The following is a 15,357-nucleotide window of genomic DNA, read 5'->3' as shown; positions in this document are numbered from 1 at the left end:
CCTGATATGGACAAGCACGAATTCGCCAGCGAATTCTTCCTCAGCGCCCCTGACGTCGAAAAGACCTACGGGTTGGATCTGACCACCGCAGAGACGATACGCGCCGGACTCATCGAGGCGTCACGGCACATGCGCACCACCCTCATGCGCGGCGCGTTCTCCAACGTGGTGCGCGAAGTTCTGGACTTCGGCGTAAGCGTGCATAACGTGAATCCCGATGGAAGCACCGAGATGGTGGCCGTGACCGAGGGCTGTACGCACTTCGCGTTCACCCACCAGCACATGGTCAACATGGTCCTCGACGAATGGGGTTTGGAGAACCTCGGTCCGGGCGACACCCTGGTGTGCAACGACCCGTGGCGCGGTTCGATCCACTTCCCGGACATCAACCTGATCCGCCCGGTGTTCGTCGATGGCGAGCTCGCCTTCGTGCTCAGCGACGCCTCGCACTTGACCGACATCGGCGGACCCGTGCCCGGAGGGTTCAACAGTCAGGCCACTTCGATGTTCGAGGAGGGGCTGCGGATTCCGCCCACGCTCATCACCTCCGGTGATGTACCCGTGCGGTCCACGATCAACTTGATCCTCGAGAACGTGCGGACTCCGATGCACGCCCTGGGCGACATTCGAGCACTGTTCGGGACGCTCCGCGTCGGTGAGCGCCATCTGCGGCAACTGGTCGACTCGTACGGTGTCAAGCGCGTCAAGTCCGGATGCGCTTACACCCTGGATCTTGCCGAACGCCGGATGCGTCAGGCGATCTCGGCTGTGCCCGACGGTACGTACTCGGCGGCGGTCCTGCTGGACGACGACGGTTCGAACACCGCCGGGCAGCCACTGCGGATGCAGGCCAGTGCCCGTGTGGGAGGCACACACGTGGAAATCGACTTCTCCGGCACGGACAGTCAGGCCCGCGCAGCGACGACTACTTGCTGGGAAGAGACCAATCGCTGTCTCGTCGGGCCCAAGGTGACACTTGACCCGCGGCACCCGATGAACGCGGGTGCAATGCGACCGTTCCACGTCGTCGCGCCGCCCGGCTCCCTCGTCATGGGACTGCCGCCCACGAGTCAGAGCATGCACACCGAAGTGGGGGCCAAGGGCGCGAGCCTGATGCTCAAGATCTTCGGACAGATGCTTCCGGACCGGGCCGTCGCCCCGGATAGTGGATCAACCGGCTCGGTCGTCTACAACGGTACAGATCAGCGCCACGGCCACGACAGCCAGCCGTTCGGTGGGGTGACGTGCTCAGGCGGCTCCTGGGGCGGGACGCCCACCGGAGACGGCATCAGCCACAACACCTCGCCGATCTTCAGCACCTCCTTCACCAATGTTGAGTACCTCGAACGCGACACCCCGATGTTGCTGCGCGGTATCAGCGCCTCGATCGACGCGGCTGGGGCCGGCAAGTTCCGTTCCGGCTTCCCAGCGTTCGTCGCCTTCGAAAGCCGCTCCGACGATACGGTGCTCTCGTTCCTGCTCGACACCGGCCGGTTCCCATCCGCGGGCCTGCGTGGTGGGGGGCCCGGCATGTCGACGTACCTGATGGAACTCAACATCGACGATGCCGGTGGGTTCACCCAATGGAACGGCCTGCTGCCGCTCGACCATGTGGAAGCGATCGCGGGCTGCTTCGGCGACGGTGGTCAGCCCACCCCGGGAGCTGGCTGGGGCGCGGGCAAGGCCCAGACGCTGAAACTCAGCGCGCATGAGCTGCACAAGGGCAAGATCATCGTCTGCTACCAGGCAGCAGGCGGCGGCTACGGCAGCCCGCTCGACCGCGACCCCGAACTGGTGCGCCGGGATGTCTGGAACGAACTGGTCTCCCTCGACTTCGCCCTCGACGGATACGGCGTCGTCATCGAGCCCGGATCACTGATCGTCGATGAGGCCGCCACCGAGCGATTGCGGGCCGAGCTGCGTGGTGCAGGTGAATCCGGATGGGCGCCCCCGCCCGCTCACTACCGGAGCTGGCCAAGGACGACGGACGACCTCGCCCAGCTACGCGCCAGGGCGCTCAGAACGGGCCGAACCACCGTCAACTCCTAGGTCAAAAGGATATCCATGATGGCTGAATGGATCGATCGAATCCTCTACCCACACCCTGACGTCGACCAGGTCTACGCTGACCGGCCCCTGGTCCCCAACAAGGTCTGCCCACAGTGCGCGAGCACAGAGGTAGCCCGCTACCAGATCGCCAACCATCTCGGGCCTCGCATCACGCTCACGTGCCAGGAGTGCCTGCACGTCATCGCGGTGGAGCGGCCCAGTACCGCGGACAGTTGGCCGCCGTTTCGTGCTGTGGCCTACGACTGGCCAGCCTCGCCCGCCGAACGCGCAAGCCGCACCCAGCTGGACAGCGGGGATACACCGGCTGGATAGAGCGGAGCCGGAGACGGAGGCTGCTGAACTGTCCGAGGCGCAGCCTGGGCGAGCCCTCCAACTGCAAGCCACGTTTCTCGATCGGCCTTGGCCGATCGAGAAACCTGGCCGATGCCAGTGAGCGCTCGCGGCGAGATAGGTGCATACGGGATACGTAATCACCAGCATGCCCGATCTCATCACTGATGAATACAGCTGGCCCAAAGGGAGTCATCATGAGCGCACACGAAATACAGACGCGCCTTGACGCGATCGAGAGCCGTATTGCGATCGAGCGTTTGATCTCAGAATACGCCTACGCGTTCGACGGTCACGATGTGGAGATGCTCAGGGGAATCTGGCACGAGGGTGCGTTGCTCGCACTCGGCGAGCCGTTCGGCGATTTCTCCGGAATTGAGGGCATTGTGGCCGCCGCGCACTTGCTCTGGGCGCAAAGCCCACACATGCACCATTGGATGTCCAACATCCTGATCGACATCGATAGCGACGAAGCGACCGCAACCAGCGCACTGGACTGCCTTGTCGCAAACGTCGAGAGTGGGCCGACACAGGTGGGGGGCGTGTACCGAGATCGGTTCGAACGCCGAAACGGGCGATGGGGCATTGTCGAACGACGCTTCGAACTGCACTACTTCACCCCTCTGCCCGGCTGGAAGCCGATTCATGGAACCGAAGTCCCTTTCTCGGTGTCGGCCTGAGAGGGCTGAGCCCGGAGGCTGCCGCGAGTGGCGCAGATGCGATCGCGCGCGACACCTGCTGCGGTGCTGCCTTCGCCAACAGCGCACTGTTGCATGCCCGTGCTCAGGAGGACACACATGGGACATTCCATCCCGGGGTGGCGACGATTCCCGCAGCTCTCGCGGCCGCGGAGCGTGAACAGTGTCCACCCGTACCAGATAAACACCGACATGATCCAGAACCAGGCCACCTACGACCTGTTCGCGGGCAAGTCCGGGGCGTCGAAGGAAGAGTTCGCCGCGTCCTCCCAGGCCGCGATGGCCCTGCCCATCCCGTGGGTCGAGCCCAGTGACATCACCCACGCCGTCCTGTTCCTCGCCTCCGATGAGGCGAAGTACATCACCGGTGTCCCGCTGCCGGTCGACGGCGGCAACTCCCTCATCTGATCCGAGAGGCCGCAACGCGGCACCGAGTAGAGGAACGGCAGGTACGAACAATGGCAGGACGTCTCGAGGGCAAGGTTGCGTTCATCACCGGCGCGGCGCGCGGACAGGGCCGGAGCCACGCCGTCCGGCTCGCCGAGGAAGGCGCCGACATCATCGCGATCGACATCTGCCAGCAGATGGACAGCGTGCCCTACCAGATGGCCACGCCCGAGGATCTGGCGCAGACCGTCAAGGAGGTCGAGGCCCTGGACCGTCGCATCGTTGCCACCCAGGCCGACGTCCGTAACGCAGCAGCTCTGAAGAAGGCGGTCGAGAAGGGCGTGGCCCAGCTCGGTCACCTCGACATCGTCGTGGCCAACGCAGGCATCTTCAGCTTCGGTCTTATCGAGGACATCGACACGCAGAAGTGGGACGAGATGATCGCGGTCAACCTGACCGGTGTGTGGAACACCGTCCAGGCCTCGATCCCGGCGCTGCGCGCGAACGGCAGCGGCTCGATCATCATCACGAGCTCCACCGCCGGCCTGTGGGCGCTTCCGACGATCGGTCACTACGTGGTCTCCAAGCACGGCACGGTCGGCATCATGCGCAGCGCCGCCGTGGAGCTGGCGAAGGACAACATCCGCGCGAACAGCGTCCACCCCACGAACGTGGACACCCACATGATCCACAACCAAGGCACCTACAACCTCTTCGCGCCGGACCTGCCCGAGGAGCAGCGGACCAAGGAGATCCTGCGCCCGCGCTTCGAGGCCCTCAACTCGCTCCCGGTGCCGTGGGTCGACGCCCGCGACATCTCCAACGCCGTCCTGTGGCTGGCGTCGGACGAGGCCCGCTACGTCACGGGCCTGGAGGTCCGAGTCGACGCGGGCTCCATGCTCAAGCACTGAACCTGCGCACCAGACAGCATTCGAGTGAGGAAAGCGAGAATCGTGCACGGCGACCAGCAGTCCCACGACGAAGTTGCGAGCGTCCACATTCGAGTGCTGTCCGAAGTGGTCGGTCGCGAGCATGAGCTGGAGCTCGCGCTCGCGACCGTTGCCGCCGGGCGGGACCCGGTACTCGAGGGGCCTCCCGGAACGAGCAAAACGACGATGCTCAAGGCGATCACTGCCGAGTGGGACATCCCGCTGTTGTTCGTCGAGGGCAACGGCGACCTGACCCCAGCCAAGCTGATCGGGCACCACAACCCCGCTCGGGTGCTGCGCGAGGACTACAGCCCGGAAAACTTCGTGCCCGGCCCGCTGGTCGAGGCAATGGAAGAAGGCGGATTCCTCTACGTCGAGGAATTCAACCGCGCGCCGGAGGATACCCTCAACACCCTGCTGGCGGCGATGGCCGACCGCGCGATCGCGATTCCCCGCGTCGGAATGATCACCGCGAAGCAGACCTTTCGCGTCATCGCGTCGATGAATCCCTACGACGCCGTCGGCACCACGCGGCTGTCGACCAGTATCAGTGACCGGCTCAACCGGATTGTCGTCGACTACCAGGAGGCCGCCGAGGAAGAGCGGATCGTCATCCTCCGTGCGGGGTTGTCCGACGCCGGTGCGCAGCCGCTCGCAGCAGATGCCGTCGCGGTCACGCGAGCCACCCGCACGCACCCGAGTGTGCGCCAGGGAAGCAGCGTGCGGGGAGCCATCGACTGCGCGCTCATCCTTAAGGCATTGCTTGCCCTTCGGGGAGTAACTCCGCAAGGGCAGCGTCCGGACGAGCCGTACGCCGCCGTGGTCCTGGACGCGATGATGGTCGCGCTGTCCGGGCGGATCCGACTCGACGAAGCGGCCGAGACGACCCCTGAGCGGGTACTCCGCGAGATCTGGGAAGACCGGTTCATGCTCGAGCCCGCGGCTTACGCCGGCGCCACTTGAAGAGAGATCGCAGCCGACGGCTCGCTCGAGCGGCGCACGACTCGGCAGGACACGAACCGCGGTCGACCGTTGAAACGGCGGCCGAAGGAGCTGACCGAACCGCCGACGGCCTACGACATGTCCGGATCAGCAGGCGGTATCGGTATGCGGGTCGGTGGATCAGCAGACCTTGGCCGGCCGCTGCCGCCAGGCGGCGCGACCACGTTCACCGACGAGCGCGCCCGCAACATCGCCGTTGCCGAACTCGAACAGCAGATGTCCGTGGCGCCGGCCGTACGTGACTTGGCCCGGCAAATCGCCGCGCTACTCGTACTTCCTCGCCCGACCGTGCCGAACGCGATACGGCGGGGGCAAGGCGAACTGATGAGCATGCCTTACACAGGGGCGGCCGACGACCTCGATCTCGACGCCACGCTCGAACGGCTCGCCGACAAGCCCATACCGGAGGACTCCGACATCATCGTTCGCGACCGGGTACGTGCCACGCGCTCGGTGGTTCTCGCCGTCGACGTGTCCGGGTCGACCCGTGGCGAGCGGATCAACATGGCCGCGGCAACAGTCGGCGCACTCGCCGGCGCCCTGACGCGAGACAAGCTCGCGGTCATCGCCTTCTGGTCGGACGCAGCGATCCTGTGCCGTCTCGGAGACCAGGTACGGCCGCTCGACCTGCTCGATCACCTTTTGCGCATCACGCCGCGCGGTCTGACCAACGTGGCGTTCCCGCTGCAGCTCGCAGCGCAGCAACTAGCCCGCGCGCCCGAGCGGGACTCCCGCGTCCTGCTGCTGTCGGACTGCGTGCACAACGCAGGACCGGATCCGCGTCCGCTGGCAGCTGCGCTGCCCCGGGTGGATGTCCTTCTCGACGTGACCGGTGAGAAGGACATCGAGCTCGGTCGCGACCTCGCTCGAGTCGGTCGGGGAACTATGCAGGTCATACGCGGGCACCGTGACATCGCGCCTGCGGTCAGCCGGATCTTCCGCGACTGAGCCGGGCATGCATCACCAGAACTGGCAGGACGACCTCACCGACCTGTGGACGACGACCGGACAGAGTGCAATGGAGGAGCCCGGTAAGCAGTGCCCGCTTGCAGCGAGCTTTCTGCACTGCGCGGATTCGACGGGCTAGGTGGGCGACGAGAAGTCGCCCACCACGCTCTGTGCAGCCGATGTGTGCGGTGTTCGACGGGCCAGAGCGCGCATGGCAAGGGCGCCAAGGGCTGGTCCGGGCGCGAGAAGGAGAAACACGTACTGCCAACCGATGCTGTCTGCCAGCGCGGAAATCCCGTTGATGGACACGACCGTCAGCAGATAGCCGACCGCGGTTTGGACGGTGAGCGCGGTGCCGGTGTACCTCTGGTCGGCAACTTCGCTGAGAACGGTGGAGAAGACTGCTGAGTCAGCGACCGCTGCCGCGCCCCACAGAGACAGGACCGCCAGCAGCAGGGGCCAGGACGCCTGAAATATGAGCGGCGAGGCGGCGCAGCACAGGCTGCTGATAGCCAGCGCTGTGCCTGCGGCCTGCGGACGACCGAAGCGGTCGGCAGCCCATCCGCCGATGAGGCAGCCGACCGCGCCGGCGACTCCGATCGCGGTGAAGGCCCCGAGCCCGAGGGCGAGTCGCGACGGTGCCTGTGCTGCGCCGTGGGTGGCGCTGGCCAGCATGAAGGTAGGCAGCCACGTCCACCAGGCGTAGAGCTCCCACATGTGACCGAAGTAGCCGAGGTTCGCCAGCAGTGGGCCCCGGTGTCGGAACATCTCAATGGCGTAGCGGGGCCTGGGCCGGGTTCCTGCCGATAGATGTGGGCCGGGGCGTACCAGCAAGGCGGCCAAGACTGCGGCGATGATCCCCAGGGTGCCAGCCGTGGTCAGTACTGCTTGCCAGGGCAGACCCGGCAGACCATTGATCAACTGAGGCAGTGCGGATCCCAGGGTCAGGGAGGCGACGAGGACGCCGAGAGCGAGCCCGCGGTCGGTGCTGGGGAACCACGAGGCCATCAGTTTCATGCCGACCGGGTATACGCCAGCCAGGCAGACGCCTACGAGCAGGCGGCATGCAACTGCGGTCGGCAGACCGTGGGCAAACGCCGGCAGGGCGAGGGTGGCCGCGGCCGCGCCGAGTGCGCTTGCCGCAGCCAGGCGGTGCGGGGCGAATCGGTCGGGCAGGTTGAGGACGGCAGAGAGAATCGCTCCGAGGACGAAGCCCACTTGTACCGAGGACGTGAGCCACACCGTGTGGCTGTCGTCGATGTGCCATGCGGTGCGCAGCGCTGGGACCACGGCAGAAGCGGAGAACCACATCGCCATGCTCAGGACCTGGAGCAGGGCAATGAGAACGAGTTGGGTGTAGCGATTGTGCACGGGGACCGGAACCTCCCGGGATCACGTCGCGCGTGGCAGGGGGAGTGTAGTACTTCCGAAACTCAGTCACGGGCCCGGACCTGCGGTGATGGGGGACCGTGCTGATTCGGCTGTTCTACCGGTTCGCCGCCGCGGTGCTGTCCTGGCCGATGAAGCCCGCGGCGCGAGGTCGGTCATGGCCGACCGGACCGCGTGGCGGATCTGCCGGGACAACCGCTGGTGGAGCGTCTTCGGGGGGAAACGCGGCAAGATCAAGAAGGCCGGTCCGCCGGTGCACTACGACCTGGTCCGCCGTGACTTCACCGCGGATGGCCGGAACCGGCTGTGGCTGGCGGACATCACCGAACATGCCACGGGCGAAGGGAAGTTGTATCTCTGTGCGATCAAGGACGTCTTCAGCAAGAGGATCGTGGGCTATTCCATCGACGCGCGGATGAAGTCCCGCCTGGCCGTCACCGCCCTGGACAACGCTGTTGCCCGGCGTCAGAGCGTTGCTGGGTGCATTCGCAGTTCCGGTCACGGAAATTCGTCCGGGCACTCAACGGTCACGGTATGGCCGGTTCGACAGGGAGGGGCGGGGCGGCAGGCGACAACGCGGCCATGGAGTCCTTCTTCAGTCTGCTGAAGAAGAACGTCCTCGACCGCCGTTCGTGGGCCACCCGTCAGGAACTGCGGATCGCGGTCGTGACCTCGAGAGGACCTACCCACCGGCGCCGGAGACAAGCCTCGCTCGGCCGGCCGACCCCCGTCGAATTCGGGACCGTCATGACCGTCCCGGCCCATCGGGCCGCGAGACTGAACCTGTCACCCAACCCTGCAGCAGACGCCTTGGTCGAGTGGTACCCCGCCTGCGATGACTCCTCGACCCCGTGCGCCGTCACGGAACTCGGGGACCAGGTAGCCCTCGTGCAAGCCGTCGTCGGTGATCCAGCCCATGGTGACCTCGGGGAGCCGAACGGGTTCAGGTATTTCCGACCGGCCCCTTGCGCTCAGCAGTGACAGCCGTCACTGTTCGTGTAGTGGACGTTACATACACGCTCACCGTCCCCACGCCATGTGAAGTCCGGGTCAGGGAGGCGACAGGGTCGCGCTCCCGCTAGCGAACAAGGAGTGGCATGCGTCGTCGGATTGCCCTAAGGGGCTCTCTTGCACTGCTGGCTTCAACGATGCTCGCTGTCTCGTCGTGCTCGTCGGAGTCCAAGGAAGCAACAGCCTCGGCGCACAACACAAAATCGGACTCGTCGAGCAGTGCCGAGGCGGCGTCGGGCTGCTCGAAGATGACCACCCTCAACGCGTCGCTCTCCTTGGGTCGGCCGATGGCCGGGATCCTCCTGGGCGAGCAGTCGGGCATCTTCGCGAAGCACTGCCTCAAGGTCGAGGAGTCGGACGTGTCGTCGCCGCCCACCGCGATCACGGCGGTCCTGGGAGGCTCGGCCGACATCACGTCGGTCCCGATCAACAACATCGTGACAACCGCGGAGCAGGGCGTTCAGCTCAGGGTCGTCGGGCCGAACCTGAGCATCCCGGCCAACGCTCTGTCCCTCCCGCCGGCCAAGGTGGACTACGTCGGCGTGTACGCGGCCAAGGGCAACACCATCTCGTCGGCCAAGGACCTCGCCGGGATGAAGGTCGGCGTCGCGGGGCGCGGCACCCAGAGTGAGATCGGCGTCGCCGCGGCGGTCTCCGCCGACGGCGGGGACCCGGCCAAGATCAACTGGGCGGTGCTGGACCAGCCCACGATGCTGCAACAGCTCCAGGCCGGCAAGCTGGATGCCGCCACCGTGACATCGCCCTTCACCAGCCAGCTCGAGTCTCTCGGCTACCAGCGCGCTCTCTCTCCCTCGCTGGCGCTTTTCAAGCCGGGTGCCAACTTCAACGTGTGGGTGACCGCCGCGAAGGACCTCGACGCGAAGCACGGCGCGATGCAGACGTTCCACGAAGCGATCCTCGAGGTGAACGAGTACGCCAGGGCTCACCCGGACGAGATCGACCAGCTCGTGGCGGACAAGACGAAGGCCTCGCTGGCGGCGATCAAGAGCGGGCCGGGCGTCTCGGTCAACGACGACGTGGTCCTCGACCGCGACATCACGCCCGTCGCCGGAACGCTGCTGAAGCTCGGCTACATCAAGAAGATGCCCGACCTGACGTCGGTCATCGGCATTCGGTGATGCGCTCCCGCCTGTCCCGCGCGGGACTTCCGGTGGCCGGAGCCCTGATCTTCCTGGCCTTGTGGCAGTGGCTGGCGGGTGGGCCGATGCGGAACACCAACCTGCCGTACGCCACCGGCACCCTCCGTGCCCTGAGCCGGATCGTCACCGAGAGCGGATTCTGGGGCGCTGTCGGCTCGACCATGACCGAGGTGGTCGCCGGCTTCGCGATCTCGGTCGCCGTCGGCGTCCCCCTCGGCCTGTACGTCGGGCTCAGCCCGCTCGGCTACAACGCGACGAGGGTCCTGATCGAGGTCACGAAGTCGATCCCAGCCGTCATCATCCTGCCGATCGTCGTCCTGCATCTGGGAACTACGAGCGGCATGGCGGTGGTGCTCATCGTCTTCACACTGGTCCCGCAACTCATCGTGACGACCCTCGCGGGTGCGCGGGACGCGGACCCGGTCATGCTCGACGTCGCACGGTCCTACCGTCTCGGGTCGATCGCCCGGACCTGGCGAGTGGTGGTGCCGAACGCGGTGCCCTTCATCGCGACGGGTCTCCGAGTCAGCGCGGCGATCGCACTGGTGGTCGCCGTGCTGGCCGGGATCGTTGGCGGCGCGCCGGGCCTGGGCCACGACCTCGAGACCTACCGCCAGCAGGGCTACCTCGAGACCGTATTCGGCTACGTGATCGCTCTGGGCGTCCTCGGGATCGCCTTGAACGCACTGCTGACCCTGGGCGAGCGTCGCGTGATCCACTGGCACGTCTCGGTCCGTGCCCAACGTCCGCACGGCGTCGACTCCTCCCGTCCCGTGACGGCGCGCGGCCCGAGGTTCGAGCGGTGGTGGCCCCTGCTCGACCGTGTCGACTCAGTGCTCGTCGCGGCACGGAGCCGGCGCGTCGTACGCCGGCTCGGCTCCGCTCTCCGACGCGGCTCGACGCGGCGTGGTAGTGCTCGGGCCACCGCGGCCCTGCGCGTCGTCGCGGTGGTCACCCCGCTCGCGCTGCTCGCCGTCTGGTGGTTCGCGTCGTCGGGCTCGACGGATCCCTACACGCCGGCCGCCTCCGACATCCTCAGCAGCTTCCGCACGATTTGGTTCTCGTCGAGCTTCTCGTCGGACGCGATCCCGAGTCTGCGCAACCTCGTCGTCGGCCTGGCGATCGCGATCGTCGCGGGCATCGCGCTCGGTGTGGTGATCGCGGAGCTGCGCTGGCTCCACGCGATGACGAGTCCGCTCATCTCCTTCTTCCGGGCCATCCCGGCCATCGCCTACCTGCCGCTCCTCATCTCGGTGCTGGGGTTCGGCGGCGGGATGCGGATCGCCGCGATCTCCCTCGGCGCACTCTTCCCGGTGCTGTTGGCGACGGTCGACGGGATTCGGAGCATCGACTCCACCGTGCTCGACGTGACGCGCTCTTACCGGGTCGGCCGGGTGCAGCGGCTCGTCTCCGTGCAGCTGCCCTCGGCGGCGCCCCGGATCATGACGGGGATCGAGCTGAGCATCGTGGCGGCGCTGGTCGTGATGGTCGCCTCCGAGCTCATGGGCGCACCCCAGGGCATCGGAGCACAGGTCATCATGGCCCAGCAGTACTTCCGGTTCACCGACATGTGGGCGGGCGTTGTCCTGCTGGCGATCGTCGGGGTGGCCGTGAACCTCTCGTTCCGGCTCGTGCGTGGCCGCGTCCTCTCCTGGTACGACGGCTCGCGAGCCGCGGGCAAGACCAACTGACGAAAAGGGCCGCTTCCATGACCGCAACGATCGATCCCGACCCGACCTCAGTGCGCGGCGAGATTGCGAACAGGCTCTCCGTGCGCGGCCTGGGGATGACCTACGGTGCCGGCGCGACGGCGCGGGAGGTCATCCGCGACCTCTCATTCCATGTCGCGCCCAGCGAGTTCGTCTGCATCGTCGGGCCGTCGGGGATCGGCAAGACCACGCTCCTGCGCTGCCTCTCGGGCCTGCTCCCGCCGACCGCCGGGAGTGCGATGCTCGATGGCCGTCGCATCGACGGACCGCCGCAGGAGATGGGGCTCGTATTCCAGGATTACACGCGTTCGCTGATGCCGTGGCTCTCCGTCGAGCGCAACGTCATGCTGCCGCTTCGCGGGTCGCGCATCCCCCGCAGTGAGCGGTTCCGCAGGGTTGCCGCCGCGTTGGCGGAGGTGGGCCTCGCGGAGGTCGCCAAGAAGTATCCGTGGCAGCTCTCGGGCGGCATGCAGCAACGCGCCGCCATCGCGCGGGCGATCGCGTACCAACCCGAGATCCTCCTCATGGACGAGCCGTTCGCCTCGCTGGACGCCCAGACGCGGTTCGACCTGGAGGACCTGCTCCTCCGGTTGCGGTCGGAGTTGGGTGTCACGGTGCTGTTCGTGACCCACGACATCGACGAGGCCGTCTATCTGGCCGACCGTGTGGTCGTGCTGGGCGGGTCCCCCAGTTCGGTCGTGGAGGTGGTCGACGTGCCGCTGGCGCACCCGCGGGATCAGATCACGACACGGGCCCAGCCGACATTCGCCGAGCTCCGCACGAAGGTGCTGACCCAGATCAGACACTGAGCCGGCTGCGGGACGCAAGTTTGCATGCCGCTGTCAGTGGGGGAGTGACAGTCGTCTGAGAATCGGCACAGCTGCCGTATATGGCGAGTTATAGGGGGAGGGAATGGGTTGTGCCGTAGAAGCGAAGATGACGGTAAATTGCGCCTGTGGCTCATTGAGGTCGTCCTCGGTGACGTCGGCCGGTTCTCCGACGCTGAATCAGTGGAACTCCGGAATGCCATTGGAGGGTCACTTGCACGTCATCAACGCGGTGGAAGAGCGGGGCGGAGAGCGCGGGCGAAGAGCCTTGCCGGCGTGGGCCGGGCGGCTGCGGGGGTCGTTGCAGGCACTCGGCCTGTCGGCCACGGCGGAGGCCGCGTATCTCTTACTGGTGGAGCACGGTCCGCAGGCGCTGGCCGGGCTTACGGCCCGGATGGCGCCGACCGGGCTGCCGCTGGACGGGCTGCGGGACGCGGTCGCCGAACTCGGCGGGCTCGGGCTGGTGTCGGCCACCGGCGGCCGGCTGAGCGCGCAGCCGCCGCGAGCCGTGCTGGAGTCGGTGGCCGAACGGTGCGCGCGACAGGCCCGGATCGCGCACGAGAGCGCGACGGCACTGTCCCGGTACTGGCTCGACCACACGGCCGGGGCGAGCTACGTCGAGGTGGTCGACACGTCCGAGCGGCGCGAGGCGGTGCAGGCGCGGGTCCACGAGGAGGCCGTGGCGCAGGTGCGGGCGCTGTGCATCGGGCCGGTGGGCGGCGGCGATCAGGAGTTGAAGGTGGGGCCGGGCACGCTCGACGCCCTGGACCGCGGGATCTCGTACCGCGTGGTGTACGGCGCCGACATCCTGCGGGACCCCAAGGCGCTGGATCTGGCATACCAGTGTGTCGACCGCGGTGAGCAGGCGCGGGTGTGTCCCGATGTGGCGCTGAACGTGCTCGTGTGCGACGAGCGGTTCGCGGTGGTCTTCGTCGCCGCGCCGGACCGGCGGGGGCATCACAGTGTCGTCGTCCAGCCGTCCGGGCTGCTCGACGGGCTGGTGGGGGTCTTCGAGTCGTACTGGCGCACGGCGGTGCCGCTGCCCTCGTCCGGCGAGGCGGTCACGAGCGAGGCGTCCGCGCAGGGACGGCAGTTGCTGGCCTACCTCAGTGCGGGGCTGACCGACCAGTCGATCGCTCGGGAGCTCGGGGTGAGCATGCGGACGGTCGCCCGCCGGATCGCCCGGCTGCAGGAGATGCTCGGCGCCAAGACCCGCTTCCAGCTGGGCGTGCAGGCGGGTCGCCGCGGCTGGCTGTGAGCCGACTGGACGTGTGGGGTGGGCGGCTGCATGGTCCGGCCCACCCCACACGGGACTTCAGGTGCCGTCGCGGGACTGGCTACGACGACGGCCTCCGGTCGGCCGGTCGTCAGCCGGCGTCGGGCTTGACCAGGTCGGGCAGCTTCGCCTCGAACATCTGGTCCAGGGTCAGGGCAGGCAGGATGTGCCCCTGGTTCGGCTCCTCGTTGGCCACGCCCGCCGCCCAGGTCGACGAGTTGAGACGCTGGTTGGGCGTGCCGTGGTGGCCCGAGCTGCTGAAGCTGCAGTCGCCGACCTCGTAGAACGACTTTTCGGACTTGAGAACCCGGGCCGCGTTCAGTGCCTCACCGCGCGAGTGTGTCAGGTAGTACGTGCCGAAGGCATCGGCCATGAGCTCGGTGCGGCGCGTGGCCTCGGGGCCGGTGAGGGGGCTGTCGAAGAGGTTCTTCTGGTACTGGACGTGGTGGCTGAACTCGTGGCCCAGGATGCCGCGCGGGGCGACGTCGCCCAGGTTGACCGCGGTCATGCCCTGCAGGATTCCGTCGCCCATGATGATGCGGTCGGAGATGCCGAGCGGCTGCGGGTCGCCCTTCTCGCTGTACGCGAAGGCGTTGAAGGTGAAGATCGGGTTGGCGCCGCCCTTCAGCGAGGGCTCGGAGTCCACGAGTTCTATAAACAGGTCGGCCAGGCCGAGGTTGTCCTCGGGTGTTCCCCCGTACAGCACGGCGAGGGTGCGGGACATGCGGTCGCGGTCGGAGAAGACGTCGGCGCCGTGCATCGGGACCAGCTCGATACCGGCCGAGTCGATGTCCCAAAAGCGCCTGAGGTTCTTCATCTCGGAGTTGAGCTGCTGCGTGTACTCGCCCTGGGCGCCGAAGGTGTTCGACGACGACTCCTTGCCGAAGATCAGGGCGTCGTAGGTGGGCAAGTCGAAGCCGCCGAAGAGGGACAGGATCAAGACGGTGATGGGGTCCTGGACGTCGGCCAGCAGGGAGTTGGCGTATCTGCTCAGGTCGGTCGGCTGGCACTGATAGTCGCCGGGGTTGATCGCGCTGTCGCGGATCTCGGGCCACTGCGACTCGTTCAGACCGTACTTGGCCCGGGCGGCGTCGAGGCGCGTCTCCCAGTCGGCCGGCAGCTGCGCCAGGATGCGGTCGACGATGGCCTGGTGCTGCGGATCCAGATCAGAGGTGCTGAAGTTCGACTGGAGCAACCGGCTCGCCACGGTGGTGTCGAGCGCTGTCGTGTCAGCCGCCTGCGCGGGCATCGCGATGCAGAGGCCGCAGGCCGCGGCGAGCGCGACGGTCGCCGCCGCCAGAGACAGGGTCTTCTTCACGGGGTCTCCTTCTCCAGGGTGCCCGGCGGGGGTGTCCCCGGGCGGCGCCCAGTCTGTAAGGCCCACCACTGGTTCAAGAACGGTTCGTCACTGTCGGAAACCGGCATGTCTGGAATCTGACACCGGGTACGCCGACTGCCCCGACTCACCGCATCACACGCCTCAGCTGCTGCCACTGTGGGCCTGTGAAATGAACGGCCCTGTCTCACTTTCGGTGGTGACTCACCCCAACGAGACACCCTCAGAAGAGCTGCACCGTGTGCCACGAACACCGAAAGGATGAGAGTCATGTAGGAGATGAAT

General features: G+C 67.0%; 12 protein-coding genes and 1 pseudogene. 11 read left to right on the top strand and 2 right to left on the bottom strand.

Annotated features, from left to right (window positions below; translation table 11 throughout):
- The first annotated feature begins 6 nt into the window (after nt 1–6).
- The 6 genes from IEZ19_RS41555 to IEZ19_RS41530 all read left to right on the top strand — a co-directional run bounded on the left by IEZ19_RS41555 (nt 7) and on the right by IEZ19_RS41530 (nt 6,364).
- Nucleotides 7–2,049, top strand: coding sequence for a hydantoinase B/oxoprolinase family protein (locus IEZ19_RS41555; RefSeq protein WP_189316582.1), 2,043 nt, complete (start codon nt 7–9; stop codon nt 2,047–2,049).
- A 548-nt stretch (nt 2,050–2,597) separates the two neighbouring features.
- A complete protein-coding gene (locus IEZ19_RS41550; RefSeq protein WP_189316581.1) occupies nt 2,598–3,080 on the top strand; it encodes a nuclear transport factor 2 family protein in 483 nt (160 codons plus the stop codon).
- Between the two features lie 36 nt (nt 3,081–3,116).
- Nucleotides 3,117–3,506, top strand: a complete 390-nt coding sequence (locus tag IEZ19_RS51690; RefSeq protein ID WP_308429069.1) for an SDR family oxidoreductase — start codon at nt 3,117–3,119, stop codon at nt 3,504–3,506.
- Between the two features lie 50 nt (nt 3,507–3,556).
- Nucleotides 3,557–4,396, top strand: coding sequence for a mycofactocin-coupled SDR family oxidoreductase (locus IEZ19_RS41540; RefSeq protein WP_189316579.1), 840 nt, complete (start codon nt 3,557–3,559; stop codon nt 4,394–4,396).
- Nucleotides 4,397–4,438: 42 nt separating this feature from the next.
- On the top strand, nt 4,439–5,377 hold the full coding sequence (locus tag IEZ19_RS41535; protein ID WP_229841456.1) for an AAA family ATPase: 939 nt from the start codon (nt 4,439–4,441) through the stop codon (nt 5,375–5,377).
- A 144-nt stretch (nt 5,378–5,521) separates the two neighbouring features.
- Entirely contained in the window at nt 5,522–6,364 is an 843-nt protein-coding gene (locus tag IEZ19_RS41530; RefSeq protein ID WP_229841454.1) for a vWA domain-containing protein, read from the top strand.
- Between the two features lie 135 nt (nt 6,365–6,499).
- Here the strand turns inward: IEZ19_RS41530 and IEZ19_RS41525 are convergent, their stop codons facing one another.
- Nucleotides 6,500–7,735 (bottom strand): MFS transporter, encoded by a 1,236-nt coding sequence (locus IEZ19_RS41525; protein ID WP_229841453.1) that lies wholly within the window; start codon nt 7,733–7,735, stop codon nt 6,500–6,502.
- Nucleotides 7,736–7,877: 142 nt separating this feature from the next.
- Between IEZ19_RS41525 and IEZ19_RS41520 the strand changes: the two are divergent.
- The 5 genes and pseudogenes from IEZ19_RS41520 to IEZ19_RS41500 form a co-directional block, all read left to right on the top strand.
- Nucleotides 7,878–8,500, top strand: a pseudogene (locus IEZ19_RS41520) (transposase); the annotation flags it as partial.
- Between the two features lie 551 nt (nt 8,501–9,051).
- Entirely contained in the window at nt 9,052–9,903 is an 852-nt protein-coding gene (locus IEZ19_RS41515) for an ABC transporter substrate-binding protein (RefSeq protein ID WP_189316576.1), read from the top strand.
- Nucleotides 9,903–11,615 carry an ABC transporter permease gene (locus IEZ19_RS41510; protein ID WP_189316575.1) on the top strand — a complete coding sequence of 571 codons (1,713 nt, stop codon included), beginning with the start codon at nt 9,903–9,905 and terminating at the stop codon, nt 11,613–11,615. The genes IEZ19_RS41515 and IEZ19_RS41510 overlap by 1 nt, the downstream gene beginning before the upstream one ends.
- Before the next feature lie 17 nt (nt 11,616–11,632).
- On the top strand, nt 11,633–12,442 hold the full coding sequence (locus tag IEZ19_RS41505) for an ABC transporter ATP-binding protein (protein WP_189316574.1): 810 nt from the start codon (nt 11,633–11,635) through the stop codon (nt 12,440–12,442).
- Nucleotides 12,443–12,674: 232 nt separating this feature from the next.
- The gene (locus IEZ19_RS41500) at nt 12,675–13,718 is read left to right on the top strand and encodes a helix-turn-helix transcriptional regulator (protein ID WP_189316573.1); all 1,044 of its coding nucleotides are present in this window, start codon (nt 12,675–12,677) and stop codon (nt 13,716–13,718) included.
- Between the two features lie 109 nt (nt 13,719–13,827).
- On the opposite strand, the gene IEZ19_RS41495 is transcribed toward IEZ19_RS41500, so the two are convergent.
- On the bottom strand, nt 13,828–15,054 hold the full coding sequence (locus tag IEZ19_RS41495) for a neutral zinc metallopeptidase (RefSeq protein WP_189316572.1): 1,227 nt from the start codon (nt 15,052–15,054) through the stop codon (nt 13,828–13,830).
- Between the last annotated feature and the right edge of the window lie 303 nt (nt 15,055–15,357).

The sequence above is a fragment of the Streptomyces brasiliensis genome, from assembly GCF_014647875.1.
GTDB lineage: Bacteria > Actinomycetota > Actinomycetes > Streptomycetales > Streptomycetaceae > Streptomyces > Streptomyces brasiliensis.
Note: the sequence above shows the minus strand (reverse complement) of the source record. Positions and strands in the feature narration are given on the sequence as shown.

What these genes read in the sequence shown, in the direction of transcription:
- IEZ19_RS41555 (WP_189316582.1), top strand. Translation starts at nt 7, where the DNA reads ATGGACAAGCACGAATTCGCCAGCGAATTCTTCCTCAGCGCCCCTGAC.
- IEZ19_RS41550 (WP_189316581.1), top strand. Translation starts at nt 2,598, where the DNA reads ATGAGCGCACACGAAATACAGACGCGCCTTGACGCGATCGAGAGCCGT.
- IEZ19_RS51690 (WP_308429069.1), top strand. Translation starts at nt 3,117, where the DNA reads ATGCGATCGCGCGCGACACCTGCTGCGGTGCTGCCTTCGCCAACAGCG.
- IEZ19_RS41540 (WP_189316579.1), top strand. Translation starts at nt 3,557, where the DNA reads ATGGCAGGACGTCTCGAGGGCAAGGTTGCGTTCATCACCGGCGCGGCG.
- IEZ19_RS41530 (WP_229841454.1), top strand. Translation starts at nt 5,522, where the DNA reads ATGCGGGTCGGTGGATCAGCAGACCTTGGCCGGCCGCTGCCGCCAGGC.
- IEZ19_RS41515 (WP_189316576.1), top strand. Translation starts at nt 9,052, where the DNA reads ATGGCCGGGATCCTCCTGGGCGAGCAGTCGGGCATCTTCGCGAAGCAC.
- IEZ19_RS41510 (WP_189316575.1), top strand. Translation starts at nt 9,903, where the DNA reads ATGCGCTCCCGCCTGTCCCGCGCGGGACTTCCGGTGGCCGGAGCCCTG.
- IEZ19_RS41505 (WP_189316574.1), top strand. Translation starts at nt 11,633, where the DNA reads ATGACCGCAACGATCGATCCCGACCCGACCTCAGTGCGCGGCGAGATT.